Below are 23,177 nucleotides of genomic sequence, written 5' to 3' on the forward strand. Positions count from 1 at the left end.
AAAAACCTGCCCGGTGCAGGTTTTAGTGTTCATTGACTTATTTTTCTATAAAATATACGGCGTATATATAAAGGAAAAATGATGAGCACAGTAAAGAGCACCGCACACGTTTTCATCGGCACCAGCCTGGACGGATTCATCGCCAAACCGGACGGGGATATTTCCTGGTTGCTGGAGCGCAGCGATCCTGCGGAAGACCACGGCTATATGGCTTTTATTGCGGATAAAGACGCGGTTGTGATGGGGCGTGGGACCTACGAAAAAGTCCTGACGTTTGACGCCTGGCCGTACGAGCTGCCCGTGGTGGTCATGTCCAAACAATTGGCGGACACGCCTGTTCCTGAACATTTGCAGGGCAAAGTCCGTTTCTCCCAGCAAACCCCCGAGCAAGTCATGGAACAGTTTGCGGCTGAAAAGCGGCAGCGTATTTATGTAGATGGTGGCCAAGTCATCCAGTCCTTTTTGCGTGCCGGTTTGGTGCAGGACATGATCTTGTCCACCATGCCTGTGCTGATCGGTGAAGGACGCCGACTGTTTGGTGGCGTGAAGCAAGACATGGATTGGAGCCTGGTTTCCAGCCAGAGCTTCCCCTCGGGGCTGGTGCAATCGCGCTATCAGCTCAAGTCATGAGCCGTGGACGAGGCCGTCCGGCTGGGGGAACCGGCCTGACGCTGGACCATATTCTGCAAGCGGGTCTGGAACTGCTGGACGAAGGCGGTGAGCAAGGCTTGAGCATGCGCGCCCTGGCATTCCGCCTCGGTGTGACCCCCATGAGCCTGTACAACCATGTGCCCGACCGGGCGGGTTTGCTGCGCCTGCTATCCGGTCGGGTGTATGCACAGGTTCTGGATGGGCTGGAAGAGGCCGAAACCAGCAAGGCAGAACTACGCGCCATTTTGTTGCGCTATCACCAGGCGGTTGGCCGTCATCCCCACCTGACCTTGGCTATTTTTAGCGATCAGCAGGCCTTTGCCGGGGTAACGGCCAAGATTACCCAGCGCTTGCAGACTCTCTTGGCTGACAGTGTGGGAGAGCCTGAGTTGTGGCTGGACATATTGGTAGACCATGCTCATGGCAGCGCGCTGGCTGTATCCATGACTCCTGATGAGTTGACACCACCTTTGTATGAGCAGGCCCTGGATCGCTTGTTAAGGGTGATCAAGGGCTAGTTCTGGTGCATTTCACTTATTGGGCTTGCAGATCCAGCGTGGTATCCAGGTGTATGCGTTCAAAGTCTGAAATCAGCACTTGAATGCGAATGTTCCAACTGGCCAGATGGGGCAGCTCAATCGTGGAGACCTCCCATTGATTCTGCAAAGTGGGCTGGGCAGGGAAGCTAATCGACTCCACTCCGGCTTGTGGATTGCTGAAAATTACCTCGACTTCCTGAGCCTTCAAAGGGCTGAAATCAGCTTCGTATAAAGCCACGGTCAGGCTGGCGGGGTGTTGTGCGCTGGCCGGGAGATAGATCAGGTCCGCCATCCCTGCATCGGTATGGACATGAGTAGAAATGCTGGGGGCGGCAAGCTGAGCCAGGGCGCGGGGGGGCGGGGTAAAACGCCACAAGGCAACGACAGCCAGAATCAGCACGACCAGCAAATACTCCAGGCGAATCACCCGCCGCATTGCTTGCCGTGCATGGCTATCCTGCTGCAAGACGGCTTGAGTCAAACGGTAGCGGTTATAGGCCCCCAATCCCAGCAGAAGGGCGACCAGTATCAGCTTGATTCCCAGTACCTGCCCATAGGCGCTTTCCCATAGAGATGAGAGCTGATCGAATTGCACATAGATCAGCGCAGCACCACTCAGGGTCAAGATCAGTAAAACAGCGGGAATCCAGCGGGAGAACATGGCCAGGAGCCGGGACTCTTGACCCTGCTTCAGCGTATAGGCCAAGGGCAAGAAAGAGCCTATCCAGAGCGTCACGGCCACAACGTGCAGCCAGACACTGGGCCGGGATAGCCAGGCGGGTTCTGCCGTGCTGGCATGACCACTGGCAGCCAGGGAGCCGCCCAACAGAATCAGGGCTAAAACAGCCAGCCATTTTTGCTTCTTGGGATGGGGGAGCGTCCAGGACAGGGCCGCACAGGCCAAGGCTGTCCATCCCAGCAGGACTGCCAAGCCCATCGAGGTTGAAGCGGCTGTTTTCCAGGCAGTACCGCTTAACAAGGCAGAAAGTGGCAAGTCCAAGGCATCAACACCGACCAAACCAAGGTTCAGCAGTAAGGCGATGGCACCCAAGGCCAGCATGATGGGGGAAAGGCGACCGGGTCGCACAGCGGAGTCCGTTGAAGTGCTTATCTGTGCCCGGTAGAGAGCCCACGCTATGCCGGTGAACAAACCCAGATAGCCCAAGAGACGGGACAGCCAAATCAAGCTATTTCTGACAGGGTCGTTGCCGTTGCTATCAAGTTGGTTTGCACTACTAGGCACACCGACAGAAAACGTGAGCGTCCCGCCTACGGGATGGCCGTCCGCAGAAATGACCCGCCAACTGAGTCCATAGGTGCCTTGATCTTCCAAGGGGGGTAATGCCAGCTCCAGCCCATTGTTTTGCATCCGGGGTTCTTCCAGGGATTCGGTAGAGCCGTCGGGACGAATCAGCTTCATCAATAAGGGTGAGACCGATTCATTAAAACTGAGTGAAACGGTTCTGGGGTGCTGGGACAAGATGGCGCCACTATCAGGGCTGCTGGCAACTAAAGAGGCGTGGGCATGAAGTATGGGAGCCCAGGTCAGTAAAAGCAGGACCGCAAGCAACATCGCTAGCGAGTGGTAAGCCGCTCGCCCACGCAGGATCTGCGTATGCATAGGATCTCCTTCAGGCTGATGCACAGAACTTATGCGCATCAGCCGCCGGTGTATTAGGGCTTGGGCAGCAGTTGCAGGGCAGGAGCGGGGGCGTCGGAGTGGTCGGCTGCTTCCTTGGTGCCAGGAGCTGCCTGATCAATCCAGCGTTCTACGCCTTGCTCACATTCCTGAACGACCGGGAAGTAGAGCGTGCTATTGGGCTTGAGTTCATCGGCCAGGTAGCTGATGAACACGAACTCGTCGTAGTGTTCGTCCTGCAAGGGGCCGCCAGCCCAGACGACTTCCTGAACGCCAGAGCTGACCTTGGCGCCCCAACGGGTGTAAGCCTGTTTGTAGTCACCTTTGACGGTTTCCAGTGTCCAGCCTGCTTTGGGTTGTGGTTTCACACCGACCACCCCTTCGGGAACACGGACGCGGATTTTGGTCGTGGCAGAGCCTTTGCAGCCATGCGGCACGGATAGAACAGCCTTGTAGCTGCTGCCTACTGACGCTTGCTTGGTTTGCAGGGAAACGTGAGCAACAGCGGAAGACGCGAACAGCACAGCAGCCATGCCCAGAATGGCACGGGAAGACGTAGAAGAAATCGACATGAAAAACCTCGGCTAGATAGAAAAAGAAAGACCGTCAAAGGACGGGGATATATCAAGCGAGGGATAAGGGTGGGGCGCGTGACCCTAAAGGTGGGCCTTGTGCGGGTAGCGGTGGCCGGGTTTGATTGCTTTCGACCAGTAAAACCGGTCGATACGTAATCAGGCTGATCAGAACAGGTGCATCCAGCGTTGGCAATAAAGCGGGAGAAGCCGCGATGCCAAAGGGGCAGTCCTGCTGCGTGTGATGGGTATTGGAATCCGCTTGACCATCCTGGCCGATCAGATCAATCCAGAGCGTATTGGCTGAATTGCCCGCAGTACAGAAGGTAATGGCAAAACCATTGTCTTGTGCAGAGCGGGTAGGCATATAGCCCGCCGGTACGATGGCGCGACAGACGTAGGCCAGCAGAGCCAGGCAAAATAGAAGTTGCCAAACTCGGATTTCGCGTAAAACGAAACGGGGACCCAGGGCGCGCATGCGGAAAAGTATATTACAAAACCGGTGGCTGACTGATGAGGGGCTTACCAGTTATCTGGCGCCAAACTTTAAGTGAATTTGGATTTGGATGGTTTGCCGGTGCCGTTTTTGTCAGTAGGGCGTTAAGCGTCCCAATGTTCAGTCACGCATAAAAAAAGCCGCGAACATGGCAGGCGGCTTTGGTCAGGCAAGGCAAAGCAGCGTCTAGGGAAAACCGGCGCATTGCTTTACAAAAGCAGGCCGTGAGGCCAGGCGCTGGTAGTAGTCTTCAGTCGCCTGGAGTACCGGGCGATCAAACGGCGTATTCAACCAGCGGTGGATGGACAGGCCCAGAATAATATCGGCCAGGCTGAACTCTGATCCGGCTGCATAAGCGGGGGTCTGCGCCAAGTGCTTGTCCAGAACGGACATTACCTGCGTCCAGGCTGCCAAGGAGGCCTGAACCTGTGCCGCATCCTGATGCTTGGGCGATTGACGAACCAAACTCCAAAACGCATAAGTCCAGGTCGGGTTCAGCTCGGACGCCTGCCAGTCCAGCCATTGATCCACTTTGGCTCGTTGCCAGGCATCTTGCGGATACAAGGCGGTGGGTGCTTGGCGATTAGCCAGATAACGCACAATGGTATGGGACTCCCACAGCACGCGATCCCCATCCAGCAGGACGGGGATTTTGGCGTTGGGGTTCAGCGCACGGAACTCGTCCGTGTTCACGTCCTTGAAACCCATGCCCCAATCCTGCCGCTCAAACTCCAGATTCAGCTCCGCGCAGGTCCACATGACTTTGCGCACATTGATGGAGGATTCTCTGCCAAGAATAGTCAGCATGATGGGGCTCTCCGGTGATATTTACTTGCTGGCGGGCAGCAGTTCGTCACGGCGTTCGATAATGCGCGAGATCAGGCCATATTCAATGGCTTCCTCGGCACCCATCCATTTGTCGCGCTCGATATCGTCACGCACACGCTCGATAGGCTGGCCGGTTTCACGGGCAATCACCTGGGCGATACGTTCGCGCGCTTTCATGATTTCCTGGGCTTGAATGGCCATATCGCTGGCCTGACCACCTGCGCCACCGCTGGGCTGGTGAATCAGAAAGCGGGTTTGTGGCAGGCACACGCGGCGTTCGCGGGCTGCACCCAGGAACAGGTGGGTGGCAGCACTGCCAACCCAACCGGTACCGACCATGGTGACGGGCGAGGAAATAAAACGCACCACATCATGGATGGCATCGCCCGATTCCAGGTGACCACCGGGGGAGGACACAATCATGGTGATGGGGGCGGTGGATTCGGCATCCAGCGCCAGCAGCTTGCGCACGGTTTCCGAGGCGAGCTTATCCGTGATGGTGCCAAAGACCAGCACAGTACGGGCGCGGAAGGCTTTTTCTTCCAGAAAGGCACTGTCTTGAGGGCTGGTATCAGAGCGAGTTTCTTTTTCTTGGCCAAGCATGGGGAAAGACTCCAAGGGATAAGTGTTCTGTCTGCTAAGGAAAATCGATTGCTCGACTATATCCCGGCTGATGGTCAACCGGGCTTTCACTTGGCAATTTTTGTGGTTTTTTTTGTCCGGCCTGGTGGCGAACAATAGCGTTCAGAGCAGGCCGACCAATCAACAGCAGGGTGGTTTTCCCTGCATGTTCGTCATAGTCTCATGCTTGTTCGGTGCTTGATCGGGAGAACAAGACCTTATAGTCCTGCCTCCCGGATCGGCTTCACAGGAAGGGGGCGATCCACAAGAAGTGGTTGGGCGTTGAGCCATCACACAGAACTGCGACGGTGTTATGGGAGCTCTGTCTTAAAAGCGTTTTTCCAGCTTCAGCGCGACTTCGGTTTGCTTGTATTTGAAGGCCCAGTCGATATTGCTATTGTTGAAGGTGTGCTTCACATACAGATTGGGCGTAATGCCTTGGAACGCGAAGCGTGGCATGCCCACGTTCAGGATATAAATCTGCTGTCGGTCCTTGCGCAGCCCGCCCAAGAACAAGTCTTCGGCATCGTGACGAGTCTGTCGGTACAGTGCCGTGGCGTTGATGTTGAAGCCCGCATCAAAGGCTCTGTACATTCCCAGGTTCGCCATATAACTGCGGCTTTGTGCTGTTTGTTGAGACTGAAGATTACGGGTGTAATTCAGTCCTCCGTAAACCACGGTTTTGGCGTCAATCAGATACGAGCCGTACAAGCCTATCTGGTTCTCTTTGACGCCTTCAAAGTACTGCCGTAAATCACCTTTGTAGGACAGGCTCTTGTGTTGCGCATTCACGCCCACTTGCAGCCTGTCGCTAAGATTGTGCTTCCAGTCCACGCGCCCGCCCCAGGACTGATAGCTGGTGCGACGGTTGGTGTAATTGTTCTCGAACAGGGGTGTAATCGACAGATCGTTTTTCGCGTCCTGATAGTTGTAGCCTGCATAAATAATGCTGGTGTTGTCGCTGTAATAAATATTATTGGGCTCGGCTTCCTTATGCTTGTCGTACAGGTTGCCGTAGCTCAGGCCGCGCAGCAGCAGATTGTGGTTGCTGCTTAGCTGGAAACGCCGGTTCAAGGTCAGGTCATAGACCATGGCTGTGGATTTGACCGGGTCCGGCATCTTGCGTACCGACGGAAAGCACCCAAAGAAGTAGCAGGTGAAGAAGGTGTCTTCCTGGCCGTTTTCTTTGTTGATATTGCTGTTGTAGCCCAGGCCAATCGAGGCAGAACCATGCCAGGCATTGCGGTCCTGCAAAGCACCCTGGAAGCCTTCAATTACGGGCCGCACTTCATCAGGAATACCGGCAGAGGAAATCTGGCTGAACAGCTCCTTGGCTTCGCTGGACTGATAGTCCTCGAACAGCACGCGGGCCAGTTCCAGCTTGGCGCGCATCATGTTCGGATCACTGGCTTGAGCCTGGCGCAGCTTGCTGATAGCCAGGCTGTGATTGTCCTTGCTACGAGCCACCATCCCTTGAACCATCAGCACCAAAGCAGGGTTGTGGCCGGGCAGCTCCTGATACTTTTCTACAAACTGATCCACCTTGGACCACTGCTGCAGATTGATGGCGACATAAATGGCCGGTTCCAGATCAGTCAGCGTGGCATCGACGCTATAGGTTGTGCCGTTGATGGTGATCAGGGCCGACGGGTCCACATCGGGCGGGGTTTCTTCCACTAAATGGGAGCGTTCGCGTTCGTTCAGATTGCGGTCGATTTGATTCAGAAGTCGGCGCGTATCGTCGTCGTTGGCTTGCACCGCGCTGGATGCCATGGCCAGCAGCAGGCACAAAAGGGGAAGGGCTCGCCCATGCATGAATGAAAACCTTGCAAGAAAAAGGGGAGATGGACGCAGGGTCCGGAGAGAAAGGGGATCGAGCGTGTCGATCCCCCTTTTCTTATGGCAACACTAGGGTGTTGTCAGATACCCGTTATTAGCGGGTGCCGCCGAAGGCCATGTCATTGGCACCGTTGGCTGGGTTGTAGTAAATACCTGCCAAGGCGTCAGCGGCTGCGCCGTAGAATTGGCCGCGGATTTTGGCTGCGTCTGGCAGAGAGCCGAAGTCTTTGGCAAACGTGCCGTTAGATGCAATGGTCGTACCAGTGAAGATAACACCGCCAAATGCACCTGCGAGCGTACCGCTACCACCACCATAGTTGGCGGTTAGCGTGCCGGTAGAAATGCCCGCTTGAGTTCCTGGGTTGTATTTGTTGACACCAACTACGTCGTACTTGACGTTCACCAGGTTAGGCATGGCCGTAGTTGGGTTTTCGCCGGTGTAGAACACAGTGCGGTCAGCATGGCTCAGGTTCAGATCCGTGCTGCTTGCTGGAGGTGTGCCGGCTATGCGGGGAGCCCATTCACCAAAATACACTTCCTGGCCGGAAACCTTGGCAACTACTTCGCCACCGAAGTGGGGGTAGCCCGGCAGAGGATTGTTCAGTTGGCGATAGGCGTAAATTTGAGTGCCTGTTCCTACACCGCTGGTGATGGTATGGCGCCATGTTTCAGCAATGTTTGTTCCCAAGGGCATTTGAATATATCCATTGCCATCAGCACCACCCAGCACTTGATTGGTTTGCCAAAGAGGACCGCTTTTGAAGCTCACCACACCCGATTGTTTGGTGGCGTCATATGGGTCAGTACCTGGCATGGAGATACCAGCTTCGCCTTGAGCCATCATTGTGGACTCTTTATTAGCCACTACAAATGCTTTCGAGGAACCACCAGCTACGGGGGCAGCGAAGCTGCTGGCGGAGGCCAGCAGGAAAGCCGAAACAATAGCCAGTTTTTGTACATTCAGACTTGCTTTCATTACGAACTCCATTAAGTGAAGAAAAAGGGCGTTTTTACGAAAACGACCAAAAAAACCGATTAACTTAAAAACGTGCTGTCATACCGACGCGCACCGTTCGTCCGGGGGCCGGCATAGAGGTGCGGGCCATAGGGTCCAGGTAGTACTGATTAGTTAGATTGCTGATTGCCACGTCCACATTCAGGTTTTTCTGTACCTGATAGCTGGCGTAGGCATCGAAGACCAAAATGGGGTTCCAGTAGTTCGTTCTGTTAAATGCCCAGCCAAGGCCACCAAAATGCCCTTCATCTTTGTTTTTCGCAGCGCTGTGATACACCGCACGTGCTCCGAGCAGTAGTTTCTTTTCCAGCAGGCGTGCACCGACATCCAGGTTCAGGGAGTACTGGGGTTGCAGACTGGTTCTGGCAAAGGTGCGGGGGAAGCCTCCATCAACGCAGGCAGGAATGTTGTCGCTTCCTGCGGCTCCAGGGATGGGCATAAACGTCTGGGCGTAATCGGCGTCGCAGAGCTGTTGCTTCAAGCGGTATGTGCCGCCAAAGTTCGCAAAGTATTTACCGCTATCCACGCGAGCTTGCAGTTCAATACCGGACATCTTTTTCTCATCAAACTGCACGGTATTGAAGTCCCAATCCCGGTCTATGTAGTCTTTGATCCGGTTGTTGAAGTAATTGATCTTGACGTCTGCATATTCCAGGCTTGGGAAGTAGCTGCTCAGATTGTGGACATAGCCGATTTCCCAGTTGTAGGCATGCTCAGGACGATTAGCGGCTCCGGTCGAGCGCTTGTTGCCGCCAGCCAAGGCCATGGAGGACTCGAATAGGCTTGGAAAACGTACAAATTCGTTGTAACGGGCATAGAGACGAATATCGTCTGTAATGAAGGCTGTCAGTCCAATGTGGGGAACCCATGCATGGTCTTTTTGTTTTTTGGGTTCTTCCCATTTATTGGGTATTTCGGATTCGTCTTGGTAGACAGGCGTTCGTTCGGCATTTGATGCAATATATTTATTTGCTGTACCTTTTTGACCCTGTGCATCTGTGACTTGCTCTCTCGCATCTATTTCGCCATTTGTAAAAGGGTTGTTAGCGATAAAGCCCTTATGACTGTCACCTGACGGAATAAAAATAGTCTCTTGGGTGTAGCGATATCCATTGATCTTTCCTGCTTCGAATGTATTTCCAACAAACTCTTCAAAAGACTTCATGGTTGTGTGGTCGAAATAATCCCCGATGAGTTCAGGATCCATTTCGTAAATCATTTGCCAGTCTTCCGTGTACTGCTTATAGAACGGCATGTTTAATTGAACGAAGTTGTCTTCGTAATTTGCAGTCTCTTGGTCCGTCATCAGACGCTGAACTTGATAGTTGTAGCCCTTCAGGGCAGGCTGAATAGCCCAGTTCTTATGTTGCTGACTACGCATGTCTGCCAGCTTGTCGTCGTACGACCAGTAGTCGCTATAGCGTGCACCAGCATTCACCTGAAGCCAGTCCACAGGCCGCCAGTCGAAGTTAAAACCAAAGTTCCATTGCTGGCGGGTGCCCGAACGAGGCCCCATGTGGTTTACACCCCAGGTCAATTCATTCAGGTTCTCGAGCTTCTCCGAAGCGTCATGTTGCTTGAGTTTTTCTCGTGTGAAGTCAGCCGATAAACTCAGATCCAGAGTCGGATGCAAAGTCATGGCGTTGCTAAGGTTCAGCCCGCTACGCCTATGGTCGGTAATTTGCAAAGCTCTGGGGATGATGTTGAAACGCCCATCTGTATTGGGCAGCTTTTCTGGGGCGGTGGGCGGTACCCAAGCGCACTCAGAGCCGTTTGTGCCCAGGACATGGCAATTTGTGTAGTTGTCCCAGTCGCCATCCCGTCCGTTGTTCAAGCCCTGACCTTGAATCCCATAAATGATGTCGCCATTCTGATGACGCTCACTATCGCTTTGGGTAATCCAGGCTCCTGCTTTCAAGTTGATGAAACGGTTGCCTTCGGGGTTCCAGGAGTAGTTCAGGTTCCAGGTGTCTTGTTTGACCTTGCTATACGGATTTTCGGTTTGGAGAATATTTTTTTCGCCATAGCCATCCAGGGCGTGGATGGCCCAGACCACGTTCCATGGCACGTTTTCGCCAAAGGTATGGTTGCTGCGCATGTAGCTCATATCAATGGCTTGATCATGAGGGAGGCGCAAAGTGCCTTTCAGCAGCGTGGTTTCCAGTTCGCTGGATGTGTTCAGAACTTCTTCACCAGGACGGTAGTACTTGGCGATGTAACTTACTCTGGGGAAGGAGTACGACGGGTTGTAGTCGCTATTTGCGTCCTCTCGCCAGGTGTCGTTCTCGTACTTGTCACTCCCTTTTTTACCGCTGTAATAGTTGCCGCGACTGCGGTAGCTGTAGGCGGCCAGCAGGTCAAAGTTTTCTTGTTGTGTGGCAATGGCCAGGCGATAGGAGTGGTCTTCAAAGTTGAAGTTCTTGCCGCTATTACCGACTTTCGGCATACGGTCTGCAGAAATGTACTCAGGTAGAACAACGCTGTTGAGGCCTCCTCTATCAAAGACCGCCCCCGGAATATCGCGATAGTCCTTTCCGAATACCCCAAAAGCCCGCTCATTCGGCTTGGTCGAATTCGTCGCCGTTTCCGCCTTCAGCTCAATCCCGAAGGTCTCGCCCGGTTTGACAATATCTTCAACCTGCAGCGTGCGGATCTGCACCGATCCGCCAATCCCGCTGGCTCCCGACGTTGCCGACACGCCTTTTTCCACCAGAATGCTGCTGATCATATTGGGATCAACATAGTTGCGGTTGGCCACCCCAGCCGGTCCCAGCCAGACTGATGTTGCCTGTTCCGTGCCGTCAATCGTCAGTGGAATACGGCCTTCACCCTGGATACCGCGAATGTTCGGGTCCAGCGCACCGCTATTGCGCGAGTCCCCCGCATACACACCGTTCAGGCCCTTGAACAAATCCCCCACGGAGCTGCCCTTGTACAGCTCGATCTCTTCCTTGCCGGAGTACACATTGGAGACGTCTTTCTCGAATACATCAGCTTTACCGGCCTCATCGCGGGTTTCACGCACGACGGTAATGGTGTCCAGGCGAGTGGCTCTGTCCGTGTCTTTCTGGCTCTCGTCCTGACGGGAGGAGGGTGGGGCGCTGCCCACGTTTTGGGCTTGTGTCTGCCCGGCCCAGGAGGCCAGAATCAAGGCATACACCAGCGGCTTGAGCGCGTGTTTTTTGTGTAGGGGGGAAAGGGCAGCGGACATAGAACGAACCAGGGCTCCGTGTGAAAAATAACAATCTGTCGTGGGGAAAGGCTCCCGTTTGCTGGCCAGGCTCACCCCTTGTCTCAAAAGGTAAGGACAGGCACGGGGATATTATTCCTATTAATGAGAATAGTTATCACTTAGATTGATATGCGGAACGGAGCAATTCCTATGCAGGACTAGAAATCCGCTGCGATTGCGGCAATTTGTCAAAGCAGAAGGGGAACTTTTCAGGGAGGGGGGCCGCAGGGGGCGGCCGGAAAGAAGGGTGGGCCTCTATGCGTACAGAGGCCGAAAACAGCGGAAATACAAGGGTTTAGGTACGCTTGTTGCCAAAAATGGATTTGGGTGAACGGCCAAAGTAGCGCGTAAAGGCGACGGAAAAATTATTGGGGTATTTGTAGCCTACTTGCCAGGCGGCCTGGGCCACTTGTTGGCCGGACTCCAGCAAGGTATAGGCTTTGCGCATACGTAGCTCCAGCAGCAGGCCGATAGGCGTGTTGTCGTACAGATAGCGAAAACCTTCTTTAAGTTTGTGCTCGTTAATGCCTACCGTCGTAGCCAGATACTCCACCGTGATTTGCTGGTCCAGTTGCGAGCTGAGCAAATCGCGTGCTCGCTCGACCCGTTGAATATCATCCACCGATAGCGGGGCGCTGTTGGGGGCGTCGGGCGGGGCCAGGCGGTTGAACTGCTCGGCCAGCAAGCTCAGTGCATGGATTTGCAGATTCAGCCTGTGGTGATGAATGGGCTGCTCCGGGCTGCACGGCTGCATATAGCGTGCCAGTGCCGCAGCATGGGCCATGGTGGCCTGGCTGCTGGCATGAAAGGACAGACGGTGCAGTCCCACGCAATCCATCAACTGGGTGGCGCGTTCGGGACCGACGTATTTGTTCAAGGCTGCCTCGCTGATGACCAGCCGTAATTGCGATACGGACTGGTCCTCTTGGTAGTGGCGTTCCCCACGCAGGGAACGGAACGCGGTCACCGTGGTGTGGCCCGCTTTAAATAGCAGATCTGAACTCTCCCGACCCTGATAGGCCGACTGTCCTTGCAGACCCACGGTCACCACAATGACACGGCCCGCATGGGGGCCGTTACTTTCTTCAACCAGCGTTCGGCTGGGGTGATAGTGCAAACGGCCCAATAAAAAGCCTTGTTCCAGTTCCACGCATTCGGAATAGCAGTGGCCCAGTTCCTCGGGTAATTGCAGCCGGACTCGGCCATCGCTCAAAGCGCGGCATGACCTGGGTTCATCCGTGGTTAAGCGATAGCCAAATTTGCGCGTACTCATCATTTCTCCTGCTAAAAGCGCCTCGCATATGAATTGCTCCGTTCAGCATAGATCTTAATGCAAATAATTCTCATTAAATATATATCATTTCTAGCTGTCATGGCAGAGGGAAGGGCCATTGTGGAATTGACGGAGGTAGAAAACAGTGCTGGATCGATCGCTTAGAGAGGTGGTTTTGTCAGAGCAATTGCTGGAGTCGCATGCTCTGCAAGCCTGTTGGGACGCGCAGTTGGCAGGCTTGAGTGCAGATGCCTTGAACCTGGCGTTGGAGCACGGCGTGTTTGCACATCTGGATCAGTTTATCGCTGCTGAAGAACTTGCGCATGTGCTCAAGTGGGATGCAGACAACACCAGCTACTTGCTGGAATTGCTCTGGAGCCTGGAGTTGCTGGAGTGTCAGTGGACCTGTCCGCGACGCTATCGCAGCCTGCCTAAATCGGCCCGTTATTTCAATCCCAACTCGGCGGAATATTGTGGCGATGCCTTGCTGTTTCGGCACGGCGTGCTGCGGCAGGTGGGCCTTCAGTTGGATGAGTTGGTACTCAATGGCAAGTCGCCTCCGGCAGACCCGAAACTGGTGCAGCAAGGCTGGGCGGCAGCAGCACGCGCGCAAATTGCCCAAGAGCAAAGCGCAGTAACAGCGGATGTGGCCTGTGAGATTTTTGGGGCGGTGCCAGAGTTCTGGCAGGGGCAGCGATTGCTGGATCTGGGGGGTGGCCCAGGTCTGGTCGCTATTGCCTTGGCACAGCAACAGCACGATTTACATGCTGTGGTCTTTGAGTACGAAGCGGCGGCAGCAGTGGCTCAGCAACGAATTCTGGATGCGGGCCTTGAAACACGGTTAAGCACCATGGAGGGGGATTTGCTGGTGGACGATTTCGGCTCGGGTTACGACCTGATCTGGTGCTCCTCGGTGCTGCATTTTGTGCCGGACATTCCTGCCTTGCTGGCTCGCCTGTATCGCGCCTTGCGGCCCGGTGGTGTGCTGGTGTGCTGTCACGCCGAAGTGCATACCGAGGTCAGCAAGGCCAAACGGATTTTGCATTACTACCTGCATATGCGCATGCAAGGCCGCCAGGTGCTGCCGGAAGGGCAGTTGGCTCAGTTACTGGAACAAGCTGGATTTGATGAGGTTCAGCAGTTTGATGAGGTGCGCTTTCCGGTTGCGCCCGTCACTGCATTGATTGCGCGTAAAGCGTGCAAAGGGTGATGAGAATGAAGACGTGGAAAGCGTGGGGGGCACAGTTGCTGTTTGGCTGGATGAATCTGGTGCTGGCCGTCCCCAGTATTTACCTGATGCTGGGCATGCCTTTGGTGATGCGTCAGCATGGCTGGTCCGGCACCGAGATCGGCTTGTTCCAGTTGGCGGCCTTGCCCGCCATTTTCAAATTGGTGCTGGCCATGCCGGTGCAGCGTGTCCGCCTGGGTGGCGGGCATTTTGTACATTGGTTGTGGTTGATGGCGGTGCTGTTGCTGGCTTTGTATGTGGGCATCGGTCGTGAAAACCTGATCGACCAGCGCGCCACGCTATTCGCACTAACCTTTGCGATCAGCATTGTCGCTACCTGGATGGACATTCCCCTGAATGCCTTGGCGGTTCAGTATTTGCCGCGTGAAGAGCAGTTGCGGGCAGGCAGTATTCGTTCTGCGGCCTTGTTCCTGGGGGCGATTGTGGGTGCTGGCGTGATGGTGCTGGTGCAAGCCCGATGGGGTTGGCAAGCACCGTTTGCCTTGATGGGCTTAGGCCTGGTGATAGGCTGCTTGCCTTTTGCCTTTCTGCGTTCCAAGGCCGGTTTGCAAGCGGCTGAAACGGAGCAGACACCGCCCGGCTTTGTGGCAGATTGGGTCAGCTTCTTTGGGCAGGAGGGCGCCAAGCAATGGACCAGCCTGCTGCTGACCAGCTTCCCGTTTATCGGCGCAGTCTGGTTTTACCTGAAACCCTTGATGCTGGATCAGGGCATGCCTTTGGAAGAGGTGGCCTGGACAGTAGGGATTGCCGGGGGTATTACGGGCGCGATATTCAGCCTGATTGGTGGGCGTCTGGCTTCCTTCCTGGGCGCGGCACGAGCCATTCCTATCTATCTGCTGGCGGCGCTGCTGTCCTTGATTTTGTTGATGGTGTCGGTCTGGGCAAAACTGGGGCCCGCCTGGCTTATCAGCAGTGCCATGTTGATTGCTGCCAGCATGGGGGCTGTCTCTGCCTTGTTGTTCGGCCTGACCATGTTTTTCACCCGTAGACAGCGCAATGCTTCCGACTACGGTTTGCAGTCGACCATTTTCACCTTGGCGCGCATGGCTGTCCCGATTGCAGCGGGCATTTTGCTGGATCGCTTTGGCCAGGTCGTCATGCTGGGTGTCTTGACCTTAGGCGTTCTGTTTGCCTTTGTACTGGCTTGGCGCGTGCGTCACAGCGTCGGTGCCAGCACCGAAGTTTTGTTGCGTAGCCAGTAAATCCTCTTCTGCAAACGCCATCGCATCAGGCTTGCGTTGGCGTTCATCGTTTTTGCTCCGTTTTGCATAGAAATTAGAGCTCAAAGGCCATTGTGTCATTTTCAGACATATTTGAGAATAAGTCTTGTTCGTATTTATATGTATTTAACCAGGAGTCATTATGACCTTGCCCCCTTTAGTTGAGCCCGGTGAGCCTTTAAGCCGTGAAGAGGTTAACCGTTATAGCCGTCACCTCTTGATTCCCAATGTGGGCATGGAAGGCCAGCGCCGCATCAAAAATGCCAAAGTGCTGGTTATCGGGGCAGGGGGCCTGGGCTCGCCCACCTTGCTGTATCTGGCTGCTGCCGGGGTGGGCACACTGGGCATCATCGACTTTGACCGAGTGGACGAATCCAATCTGCAGCGCCAGATCATTCACACGGTAGACAGCATTGGCGAGCTGAAAGTGGAAAGCGCCAAACGGGCAATTCACAAGCTCAACCCACACATCAAGGTAGAAACCTATACCGACCGCTTGGAACCGAACATGGCGGTGGAATTGTTCTCGCGCTATGACCTGATTCTGGATGGCACCGATAACTTCGCGACCCGTTATCTGGTCAATGATGCGTGCATGCTGGCCGACAAACCTTATGTCTGGGGTTCGATCTTCCGCTTTGAAGGCCAGGTTTCGGTGTTCTGGGAAAACGCGCCCGGTGGTGTGGGCCTGAATTACCGCGACTTGTATCCCGAACCACCTCCACCCGAGCTGGCTCCTTCTTGCGCGCAGGGCGGTGTGTTTGGTGTCTTGTGCGCCTCCATCGCCTCCATCATGTCAACCGAAGCCATCAAGCTGATTACCGGTATTGGTGATCCATTGATCGGCCGCCTGATTGCCTATGACGCGCTGGACATGCGCTACCGCGAATTGCCTATCCGTCGTCTGCCCAATCGCAAGGCGATTACTGAGCTGGGTGACTATCAAACCTTCTGCGGCCTGAATCCACCTGCTGATGCGATGGCGATCCCCGTACCGGTGATGGATGTGCTCCAGCTTAAAGAGCGGCTGGACCAGGATCAGGCTCCGATTCTGATTGACGTGCGTGACCCCAATGAATGGGAAATCGTCAACATTCCTGGTGCGATTCTGATGCCCAAATCCCCCACTGTTGCTGCCGAAATTCTGGCTGCTTTTGGTCCGAATGCGGATCTGGTTATTTCGTGCCGCTCCGGTGCTCGCTCCAAAACTGTTTGCGAAGAGCTGATCAAGTTGAACGCGGCCAAGGTACGCAATCTGGAAGGCGGCGTATTGGCCTGGGTGGAGCAGGTCGCTCCCGAATTGGCGTCTTACTAAGTTCGGGAAGGAGCACATCATGGCCTTGCAGATTCGTCGTTCTGCCCTGGAGCAAGTTCTGAATCATGCCAAGCAGGATCACCCCATCGAGGCATGCGGACTGATTGCCGCCCAGGAAGGCTCGCTGGTGGCCGAGCACGTGTTGCCCATGCAAAACCGGGCCGCTTCGGACGTGTTTTACCAGTTCGATTCACGTGAGCAGTTTCAGGTCTATCGCCGTCTGGATGAGGACGATCAGGAGTGCTGCGTGATCTATCACTCCCATACCGCCAGCCAGGCCTTTCCCAGCAAGGACGACATTGATTTTGCAGGCCATCCCGAACTGCATTACCTGATCGTGTCCACCTGGGACCAGGCCACGGTGCCGGTTCGATCCTTTCGGATTATCGACGGCGGCGTCACTGAAGAAACCATTGTCATCGTCTAGCAAGCCGCGTATCCCGGCTGCCACAAAAAATCATTTCCAAGGAGTTTAAGCATGTCCATTTCAGTCTCTATTCCGACCTTGCTGCGTCCCCTGACCAACGGCGAGAAAAAAGTACAGGCCCAAGGTGCGTCAGTGGGTGAAGTTATTGAACATCTGGAAGGTCAGTTTCCCGGCATCAAGGCACGCCTGATGAACGGCGAAGACCTGCATCGCTTCGTGAACATCTACGTGAACGAAGAAGACATCCGCTTTAGCGATGGCCTGAAAACCGCTACCCGTACGGGCGACAGCCTGACGGTACTGCCTGCTGTTGCAGGGGGCTAAGACCACGCGGTCTGGGTTTTCATGGTGCAAGTGCTGGTTTTCTGAATCAGCACTTGGCGTGCGCATCACTCTGGTTTGGAACTATGTCTGAATTACTACATGGCTGCGGATTGAGCTGGCAGATGGGGAAACAGCCCCCGTATTGGAAGGGCTTGCCTATCGCTTTGGGGCGCCAGGCCCGATTGTTGGGCCTGACCGAGCAAGGCTTGTCCGCCGCTCAGCAGGACGAGGCGGCTTTCAGCCTGCATTCGCCTGATTTTGGAACGATTAGCACGCGGCTGGAAACTGAATCGGGCGGCATGACACAAGCGGCCATCAGCGAGCTGAGCATGCAGGCTGCCAGCGGCATTTTGTCTGTACATGGACGCTCCAGCGGCCCCTCCGGCACGCTGGGTCTGGATTACTCGGCGGTGTTAAGTTCGGCCATGAGCTTGCAAGCCACATTGGCCGCTGCGTTGGGTCAGTTGCGTGGCGGGCGTTTTTCTACGGTGTCGGTCTCGCCCTTGGGCTGCGGCTTACTGAGCATTGGCCAGTATCTGGCGGGCGCGACAGTCAGCCAGGACCCGGAGCAGTTATTGGCAGGCAGTTATGACGCCGGTTTGCGGCCGCCCTTTATCTCGCAAGACGGTGTGGTCTTTGAACTGGAAACCTTGGACCCCCGACCCTGGCGTGCATTTTGGGAGGCAGTAGGGGTTCCTGCAGACTTGGCAGGTCAGGCGTGGAAAGCTTTTTTGCTGCGCTATGCCAAAGCCGTGTGTCCCATGCCCGCCGCATGTTTAAGCAGGTTGCAAGCGCTGAATTTTGCTCGCTTGCAGGAGCTGGCTTTACAGACAGGCATGGCGATTTTGCCGGTGCGCACCCCAGCCCAGCGTCAGATGGATGGTGATTACGCCGCCCTGGCTGGTTTATGGCAGCACCAGGGGCAGGCGGCTTCTGGTTCCTTGCGTGCCTTGCCCTCGAATGCGGATCTGCCCTTGCGCGGTTTGCGAGTGGTGGAGTCATGCCGCCGAATTCAGGGCCCAATTGCCGGTCACTTGCTTGCGCTCCTGGGGGCCGAGGTAATTCGTCTAGAGCCTCCGGGCGGCGATCCTTTGCGTGCCATGCCACCGTGTGTGGATGGTTGTTCTGTACGGTTTGATGCGCTGAATCAATTAAAGACCGTGCAGGAAGTGGACATCAAGTCAGCCGAAGGCAGGCAGGCTATCTACGAACTGGTGCGCGAATCGGATGTGTTTCTGCACAACTGGGCACCGGGCAAGGCGGCTGAACTGAAGCTGGATGCTCAGGATTTGCATGCCGTGCGCCCCGATCTGGTTTACGCCTATGCCGGAGGCTGGGGGCAGGAGCAGGTGGATGCCCCGGGTACGGACTTCACGGTGCAAGCCTGGTCGGGCATTGCCCACACCATCTCTCAAACCTCGGATGCGCGGGGTGGGTCCTTGTTTACGGTGCTTGATGTGCTGGGCGGGGTGATGGCCGCGCTGGGTATCAGTGCCGCCTTGCTGCGCCGGAGTCTGACCGGGTCGGGCCTGCGCGTAGACAGCTCCTTGTTGGCCACGGCCGACCATCTGGTCCAGGCCGTCTCTCCCATCAGTAAAACCGGCGTTTCTGCGGTGTTCCAGACAGGCGAGGGCTTCATCGTCATCGACTGCCAGGATCAAACGCATCTGAACGCGTTGGCCGGGTGGCTGAATGTGGCCCCCGATGCGGTCTGGACGGTCTTGCCGGATCGTCTTCTGTCCCAGTCTGCTCTAAGCCTGGAAACGCAACTGGACGTGCTGGGCATACCGGCTCGCACCGTCCATCGCAATCTGGCGCAACTGCGTGCTGATCCACGTCTGGCGTCTCATTTCCATGACAAGGGCTATTCGTCTGTTAATTCTCCCTGGAGGTTTTTATGAATCACGCTGGCATCATCGATCTGGTCCCTGCGTCATTGCGCCAACGCTGGATAGAGGACGGTACTTACCCGAACAAGCCGGTCTTTACGCTGTTCGCGGAAAAAGCCCAGGCTCATCCCGACAGGCTGGCCGTGCTCTCGCCCGAGGGTAACGTCAGCTACAGCGCCTTGATGGACGCGGCCTTGCGCCTGGCAGGCAGCTTGCGTCGTTCCGGCATTATGGCGGGCGATGTGGTGGCCTATCAGCTCAGCAATCATTGGGTGTGCTGCGCCATTGACCTGGCCGCAGCGGCCTTGGGCGCAATTGTTGCGCCATTTCCGCCCGGACGGGGCAAGCTGGATATTCAATCGCTGGTGCGTCGTTGCGATGCGCGGGCGGTGATTGTGCCGCATGAATATGCAGGCATTGATTTGTGCGAAGTCATCGAGTCCTTGCGGCCTACCTTGTTGTCCATGCGGGTATTGATTGTGCAAGGTCCATCCCGTCCCGGTTGGGTGACGCTGGATTCCTTGTTTGAGGGCGAGCCCTTGGCCTTGTCCGAGCTGCCCGAGGTGTCCCCCAATTCACCTGTGCGCTTGCTGGTGTCGTCGGGCACGGAATCCGAACCCAAGCTGGTGGCTTATTCGCACAATGCGCTGGTGGGTGGACGTGGCCGTTTCCTGCAACGTATCTCTCCCAACGATGTGGAGTTCCGGGGCATGTACTTGGTGCCGCTGGGCTCTTCGTTCGGGTCTACGGCCACGTTTGGTGTGCTGTGCTGGTTGGGTGGATCTTTGGTGGTTCTGCCTAAATTTGATGTGCCTAGCGCCATTGCTGCCATCAATGCTTTCAAGCCCAGCTTTATCCTGGGTGTGCCCACCATGTTCCAGCGTATCGCCGCAGCGCCCGAGCTGGAAAAGGCCGACAAATCCAGCTTGCGTGGTTTGATCGTGGGCGGTTCTGTCATTGACGAAGCGACGGTGCGCCGTTGCGTGGAAGCGTTTGAGTGCGGCTTTATCAGTTTGTATGGCTCGGCGGACGGAGTGAACTGCCATAACACGCTGGAGGACCCTATCGAGGTGGTCTTGAGCAGTGTCGGCACCCCCAATCCCCAGGTGTGCGAGATTCGTCTGATTGATGATGAAGGCGAAGAGGTGCCGCAGGGCGAGGTAGGCGAAATCACGGCACGCGGCCCTTTAAGCCCCATGCAATACGTGAACGCCCCGGAGCTGGATGCGCAGTATCGGGACGAGCAGGGTTGGGTGAAAACAGGGGACTTGGGCTACATCAATGCGCAAGGGCAACTGGTGCTGGCGGGCCGCAAAAAAGACATCATTATTCGCGGCGGCGCCAATATCAGCCCCGTGCAGATTGAAGGCTTGGTGATGGCGCATCCTGATGTGGTCACCGTGGCTTGCGTGCCGGTGCCGGATGCGGATTTGGGACAACGCATTTGCCTGTGCGTGACGGTACGTGAGGGGGCGACGCGTTTTTCCCTGAAAGAAATTACCGATTTCCTGCGTGAACAGGGTCTGGAAGTGAACAAACTGCCTGAGTATCTGCGCTTTTATCGCAGCCTGCCTTTGACACCGGCGGGCAAGATCGACAAGCGGGCATTGGCAGCGGATGCGCAGGCTGTCGGTTCCAGCGCCCAGGCCAAGACGGGGATCGCAGCATGAGCCACATCCCCCTTTCCAGCGCCGCCCTGGGCCGCAAGCTGCGGCAGTTTGTGGATACAGAAATTATTCCCAACGAGGCCATTTTGGCCCAAGGGGATAATCTGGCCCGCGAACTGACCTTGGATCTGACGCGTCGTGCGCAACAAGCTGGCTTGTTTGGCAGCTTTTACCCCATGCACCGGGGTGGCCGCTTGAGCAGCCTGGTCGACTATTTGCCCGTCGCCGAACAGGAAGGCCGCTCTGAATATGGCCCCGGTATTTTCGGTGCAGACGCCACGCTGGATGCGTATATGTTGAGTCAGCACGGCTCGGCCAGCGTCAAACAGCGTTTTCTGACGCCCCTGATTAAAGGCGATGCGGTATCCAGCTACGCCATGTCCGAGCCAGACAGCATCGGCTCCATTCCCGCCACCATGCAATGTCAGGCTCGCCTGAAAGAGGGGCAATGGCATATCAATGGGCGCAAGTGGTTTATCTGCCGTGCCCAGGTCGCCAGCTTTGCCACCGTCGTGGCACGCAGTTCGGACGGGCCAATTAACGAGTCCCTGTCCATGGTGATTGTGCCCACGGATGCCGTGGGCTTTAAGGTGGTACGGCCTTTGTCACTGCTGGGACGGTATCAGGGCCAGAACGAGCTGTCTTTCAATGATGTGGCTGTGCCGGAAGACTATGTGCTGGGGACGGCCGGGCAGGGCATTGCTCTGATGCAAAAGCGTCTGGCCTTGGGGCGTATCTTGCGCTCGGTGCAGTGGCTGGGGCTGGCTCAGCGCAGTTATGAGGTCATGTGCGAACGCATCCATTCCGAGCGTGGCGAGCTGGCACGTTTGGCGGACAAGCAGTTGGTTCGGGCGCGAGTCTACAAGGTGTACCGGGCAATCATGTCGGCCCGCTGCTTGCTGCGGGAAGCCGCGCTGAAGTTCGATGCCGGTTTACCCAATTCGGTGGAGGTCAATGTGGCCAAGCTGGCGGCGTCTGATGCGGTTAGCGAGGCTGCTGATTCCGCTATCCAGATCATGGGGGCGGAAGGTCTGGCGGATTGGAGCCCCTTGTCGGGCATCTACCGGGCGGCGCGTACCACACACATTCTGGATGGGGCCGACGATGCCCTGATCAGTACCGTCGGCAAGCACTTGTTGCAGGCCCAATACGCGATTCAGGAAACGGCAGACATGAACAAGGCGGTGGCATGACCGTATCCACCACGGCTTCCCGTTCGCCCTGGGTGCTGGCCAGCTTGATGACCCTGGCCATGGGCATGCCCATGATGGTGTTTTACGCCATCGGCGTCCTGGGCCCACAAATCATCCAGGACCTGGGTATCTCGCGTGAACAATTGGGCTGGCTGACGACCAGCACCTTTGGACTGGCTGCCTTGCTTTCGCCCTGGGCGGGGGCGTTGGTGCAGCGTATGGGTAATCGGCAAGGCTTGTTTTACTTGTTCTTGCTGGTGGCCTTGTCCTTTAGCCTGATCGCTGTGTTGCCCGGATTCTGGGGTGTGCTGACAGCCTTGTTGTTATGTGGGCTGGCGCAGTCCTTGGCGAATCCGGTAACCAATCAGGCGATTGCTCAACTGGTTCCGGCGCAACGCAAAGCGGGGATGGTGGGCATCAAGCAATCTGGTGTACAGGCGTCGGCCTTGTTGGCGGGTTTGGTTCTGCCTACGCTGGCTTACAAGCTGGGTTGGCGGGGGGCTTTTGTGGTGTGGGTGCCCGCCATGTTGTGCCTGTCTTATTTTGCCTTGCAGATCTTGCCGGTTCGGGCTCAAACAACTTCTGTCGCGATGGCCTGGCGTCTGCCCTGGCCCAGCAAACAGCTTTGGCTGCTGATGGCGATTCAGCTTTGCGCCGGTCTGGTCCTGTCCTCCTTCATCACCTTTTTGGGCGTCTTTGCACAGCAACTGGGTGTGTCACCGTACTGGATAGGCATGCTGGTCAGCGGCTTTGGCGTCATGGGCATTGTGTCTCGTGTATTGCTAACGCCTGTTGCCGCCCGGTTTGGGGACGAAACCCTCTTGCTGGGTATCTTGTTCGTCATCCCGATTGTGGCCTTGCTCTTGATGATGCTGGCCGCGCCTGAACGGCTCTGGCCCTTGGGGGCAGGGGTTCTGGCAATTGGGCTGACTCTGGTGGCCACCAATGCGATCGCCATGAGCATGTTGCTGCGTGATGCCCGCTTTGGTGCCCCCGCTCGCACGGCAGGTTTGCTGTCTGTCGGGTTTTTCGGTGGCTTTGCATTCGGCCCGCCTCTATTTGGGTTGCTGTTGAGATCGCCCGAAGGTTTTGCTGCCGCCTGGCCTTTCCTGATGGGTATTCTGGTGTGCGCCAGCTTGTTATGCCTGGTTCTGTACCAAGTGCGTCGTTCGACGAAAGAGGATTGAT

At 56.0% G+C, this 23,177-nt stretch carries 20 protein-coding genes; 11 read left to right on the forward strand and 9 right to left on the reverse strand.

What is annotated here, in order from left to right; genetic code table 11:
• Nucleotides 1–81 precede the first annotated feature (81 nt).
• Together OSH09_RS02230 and OSH09_RS02235 are read left to right on the forward strand one after the other, a co-directional pair.
• A complete protein-coding gene (locus OSH09_RS02230) occupies nucleotides 82–630 on the forward strand; it encodes a dihydrofolate reductase family protein (RefSeq protein WP_207874152.1) in 549 nt (182 codons plus the stop codon).
• A complete protein-coding gene (locus tag OSH09_RS02235; protein WP_266120011.1) occupies nucleotides 627–1,169 on the forward strand; it encodes a TetR/AcrR family transcriptional regulator in 543 nt (180 codons plus the stop codon). Before OSH09_RS02230 ends, OSH09_RS02235 begins: the two co-directional genes overlap by 4 nt.
• A gap of 16 nt (nucleotides 1,170–1,185) precedes the next feature.
• On the opposite strand, the gene OSH09_RS02240 is transcribed toward OSH09_RS02235, so the two are convergent.
• From OSH09_RS02240 to OSH09_RS02280, 9 genes are all read right to left on the reverse strand, one after another.
• A complete protein-coding gene (locus tag OSH09_RS02240) occupies nucleotides 1,186–2,811 on the reverse strand; it encodes a copper resistance CopC/CopD family protein (RefSeq protein ID WP_266120012.1) in 1,626 nt (541 codons plus the stop codon).
• A 53-nt stretch (nucleotides 2,812–2,864) separates the two neighbouring features.
• The gene (locus tag OSH09_RS02245; RefSeq protein ID WP_207874157.1) at nucleotides 2,865–3,401 is read right to left on the reverse strand and encodes a YcnI family copper-binding membrane protein; all 537 of its coding nucleotides are present in this window, start codon (nucleotides 3,399–3,401) and stop codon (nucleotides 2,865–2,867) included.
• Nucleotides 3,402–3,453: 52 nt separating this feature from the next.
• Nucleotides 3,454–3,879: a DUF2946 family protein gene (locus OSH09_RS02250; protein ID WP_323178700.1), complete on the reverse strand. Its 426-nt coding sequence runs from the start codon at nucleotides 3,877–3,879 to the stop codon at nucleotides 3,454–3,456.
• A 204-nt stretch (nucleotides 3,880–4,083) separates the two neighbouring features.
• A complete protein-coding gene (locus OSH09_RS02255) occupies nucleotides 4,084–4,704 on the reverse strand; it encodes a glutathione S-transferase family protein (RefSeq protein ID WP_266120013.1) in 621 nt (206 codons plus the stop codon).
• A gap of 21 nt (nucleotides 4,705–4,725) precedes the next feature.
• Nucleotides 4,726–5,328 (reverse strand): ATP-dependent Clp protease proteolytic subunit, encoded by a 603-nt coding sequence (locus OSH09_RS02260; RefSeq protein ID WP_042479978.1) that lies wholly within the window; start codon nucleotides 5,326–5,328, stop codon nucleotides 4,726–4,728.
• 345 nt (nucleotides 5,329–5,673) lie between these two features.
• On the reverse strand, nucleotides 5,674–7,161 hold the full coding sequence (locus OSH09_RS02265) for a surface lipoprotein assembly modifier (protein ID WP_266120014.1): 1,488 nt from the start codon (nucleotides 7,159–7,161) through the stop codon (nucleotides 5,674–5,676).
• A 118-nt stretch (nucleotides 7,162–7,279) separates the two neighbouring features.
• The gene (locus OSH09_RS02270) at nucleotides 7,280–8,161 is read right to left on the reverse strand and encodes a Slam-dependent surface lipoprotein (protein ID WP_266120015.1); all 882 of its coding nucleotides are present in this window, start codon (nucleotides 8,159–8,161) and stop codon (nucleotides 7,280–7,282) included.
• 64 nt (nucleotides 8,162–8,225) lie between these two features.
• On the reverse strand, nucleotides 8,226–11,411 hold the full coding sequence (locus OSH09_RS02275) for a TonB-dependent receptor domain-containing protein (RefSeq protein WP_266120016.1): 3,186 nt from the start codon (nucleotides 11,409–11,411) through the stop codon (nucleotides 8,226–8,228).
• A gap of 316 nt (nucleotides 11,412–11,727) precedes the next feature.
• Nucleotides 11,728–12,705 (reverse strand): helix-turn-helix domain-containing protein, encoded by a 978-nt coding sequence (locus OSH09_RS02280; RefSeq protein ID WP_266120017.1) that lies wholly within the window; start codon nucleotides 12,703–12,705, stop codon nucleotides 11,728–11,730.
• 145 nt (nucleotides 12,706–12,850) lie between these two features.
• On the opposite strand from OSH09_RS02280, the gene OSH09_RS02285 reads away from it, so the two are divergent.
• From OSH09_RS02285 to OSH09_RS02325, 9 genes are all read left to right on the forward strand, one after another.
• Complete coding sequence (locus tag OSH09_RS02285; protein ID WP_266120018.1) at nucleotides 12,851–13,915, forward strand: class I SAM-dependent methyltransferase; 1,065 nt, start codon at nucleotides 12,851–12,853, stop codon at nucleotides 13,913–13,915.
• Nucleotides 13,916–13,920: 5 nt separating this feature from the next.
• Entirely contained in the window at nucleotides 13,921–15,156 is a 1,236-nt protein-coding gene (locus OSH09_RS02290) for an MFS transporter (protein WP_222668227.1), read from the forward strand.
• A gap of 160 nt (nucleotides 15,157–15,316) precedes the next feature.
• Entirely contained in the window at nucleotides 15,317–16,489 is a 1,173-nt protein-coding gene (moeB, locus tag OSH09_RS02295) for a molybdopterin-synthase adenylyltransferase MoeB (protein WP_266120019.1), read from the forward strand.
• A gap of 19 nt (nucleotides 16,490–16,508) precedes the next feature.
• Nucleotides 16,509–16,916 carry a M67 family metallopeptidase gene (locus OSH09_RS02300; RefSeq protein ID WP_266120020.1) on the forward strand — a complete coding sequence of 136 codons (408 nt, stop codon included), beginning with the start codon at nucleotides 16,509–16,511 and terminating at the stop codon, nucleotides 16,914–16,916.
• A 51-nt stretch (nucleotides 16,917–16,967) separates the two neighbouring features.
• Nucleotides 16,968–17,240, forward strand: coding sequence for a MoaD/ThiS family protein (locus tag OSH09_RS02305; RefSeq protein ID WP_207874178.1), 273 nt, complete (start codon nucleotides 16,968–16,970; stop codon nucleotides 17,238–17,240).
• A gap of 83 nt (nucleotides 17,241–17,323) precedes the next feature.
• A complete protein-coding gene (locus OSH09_RS02310; RefSeq protein WP_266120021.1) occupies nucleotides 17,324–19,141 on the forward strand; it encodes a CoA transferase in 1,818 nt (605 codons plus the stop codon).
• Complete coding sequence (locus OSH09_RS02315; RefSeq protein ID WP_266120022.1) at nucleotides 19,138–20,799, forward strand: AMP-binding protein; 1,662 nt, start codon at nucleotides 19,138–19,140, stop codon at nucleotides 20,797–20,799. Before OSH09_RS02310 ends, OSH09_RS02315 begins: the two co-directional genes overlap by 4 nt.
• The gene (locus tag OSH09_RS02320; protein ID WP_207874182.1) at nucleotides 20,796–21,989 is read left to right on the forward strand and encodes an acyl-CoA dehydrogenase family protein; all 1,194 of its coding nucleotides are present in this window, start codon (nucleotides 20,796–20,798) and stop codon (nucleotides 21,987–21,989) included. The genes OSH09_RS02315 and OSH09_RS02320 overlap by 4 nt, the downstream gene beginning before the upstream one ends.
• Nucleotides 21,986–23,176 (forward strand): MFS transporter, encoded by a 1,191-nt coding sequence (locus tag OSH09_RS02325; protein ID WP_266120023.1) that lies wholly within the window; start codon nucleotides 21,986–21,988, stop codon nucleotides 23,174–23,176. The genes OSH09_RS02320 and OSH09_RS02325 overlap by 4 nt, the downstream gene beginning before the upstream one ends.
• Nucleotide 23,177: the final 1 nt, after the last annotated feature.

The sequence above is a fragment of the Alcaligenes parafaecalis genome, from assembly GCF_026344135.1.
Taxonomy (GTDB): domain Bacteria; phylum Pseudomonadota; class Gammaproteobacteria; order Burkholderiales; family Burkholderiaceae_B; genus Alcaligenes; species Alcaligenes parafaecalis.

Excerpts from the sequence above, each read along its gene's own strand:
- OSH09_RS02230 (WP_207874152.1), top strand. The coding sequence starts at position 82 with ATGAGCACAGTAAAGAGCACCGCACACGTTTTCATCGGCACCAGCCTG.
- OSH09_RS02235 (WP_266120011.1), top strand. The coding sequence starts at position 627 with ATGAGCCGTGGACGAGGCCGTCCGGCTGGGGGAACCGGCCTGACGCTG.
- OSH09_RS02240 (WP_266120012.1), bottom strand. The coding sequence starts at position 2,811 with ATGCATACGCAGATCCTGCGTGGGCGAGCGGCTTACCACTCGCTAGCG.
- OSH09_RS02245 (WP_207874157.1), bottom strand. The coding sequence starts at position 3,401 with ATGTCGATTTCTTCTACGTCTTCCCGTGCCATTCTGGGCATGGCTGCT.
- OSH09_RS02250 (WP_323178700.1), bottom strand. The coding sequence starts at position 3,879 with ATGCGCGCCCTGGGTCCCCGTTTCGTTTTACGCGAAATCCGAGTTTGG.
- OSH09_RS02255 (WP_266120013.1), bottom strand. The coding sequence starts at position 4,704 with ATGCTGACTATTCTTGGCAGAGAATCCTCCATCAATGTGCGCAAAGTC.
- OSH09_RS02260 (WP_042479978.1), bottom strand. The coding sequence starts at position 5,328 with ATGCTTGGCCAAGAAAAAGAAACTCGCTCTGATACCAGCCCTCAAGAC.
- OSH09_RS02265 (WP_266120014.1), bottom strand. The coding sequence starts at position 7,161 with ATGCATGGGCGAGCCCTTCCCCTTTTGTGCCTGCTGCTGGCCATGGCA.
- OSH09_RS02270 (WP_266120015.1), bottom strand. The coding sequence starts at position 8,161 with ATGAAAGCAAGTCTGAATGTACAAAAACTGGCTATTGTTTCGGCTTTC.
- OSH09_RS02275 (WP_266120016.1), bottom strand. The coding sequence starts at position 11,411 with ATGTCCGCTGCCCTTTCCCCCCTACACAAAAAACACGCGCTCAAGCCG.
- OSH09_RS02280 (WP_266120017.1), bottom strand. The coding sequence starts at position 12,705 with ATGAGTACGCGCAAATTTGGCTATCGCTTAACCACGGATGAACCCAGG.
- OSH09_RS02290 (WP_222668227.1), top strand. The coding sequence starts at position 13,921 with ATGAAGACGTGGAAAGCGTGGGGGGCACAGTTGCTGTTTGGCTGGATG.
- moeB (WP_266120019.1), top strand. The coding sequence starts at position 15,317 with ATGACCTTGCCCCCTTTAGTTGAGCCCGGTGAGCCTTTAAGCCGTGAA.
- OSH09_RS02300 (WP_266120020.1), top strand. The coding sequence starts at position 16,509 with ATGGCCTTGCAGATTCGTCGTTCTGCCCTGGAGCAAGTTCTGAATCAT.
- OSH09_RS02305 (WP_207874178.1), top strand. The coding sequence starts at position 16,968 with ATGTCCATTTCAGTCTCTATTCCGACCTTGCTGCGTCCCCTGACCAAC.
- OSH09_RS02310 (WP_266120021.1), top strand. The coding sequence starts at position 17,324 with ATGTCTGAATTACTACATGGCTGCGGATTGAGCTGGCAGATGGGGAAA.
- OSH09_RS02315 (WP_266120022.1), top strand. The coding sequence starts at position 19,138 with ATGAATCACGCTGGCATCATCGATCTGGTCCCTGCGTCATTGCGCCAA.
- OSH09_RS02320 (WP_207874182.1), top strand. The coding sequence starts at position 20,796 with ATGAGCCACATCCCCCTTTCCAGCGCCGCCCTGGGCCGCAAGCTGCGG.
- OSH09_RS02325 (WP_266120023.1), top strand. The coding sequence starts at position 21,986 with ATGACCGTATCCACCACGGCTTCCCGTTCGCCCTGGGTGCTGGCCAGC.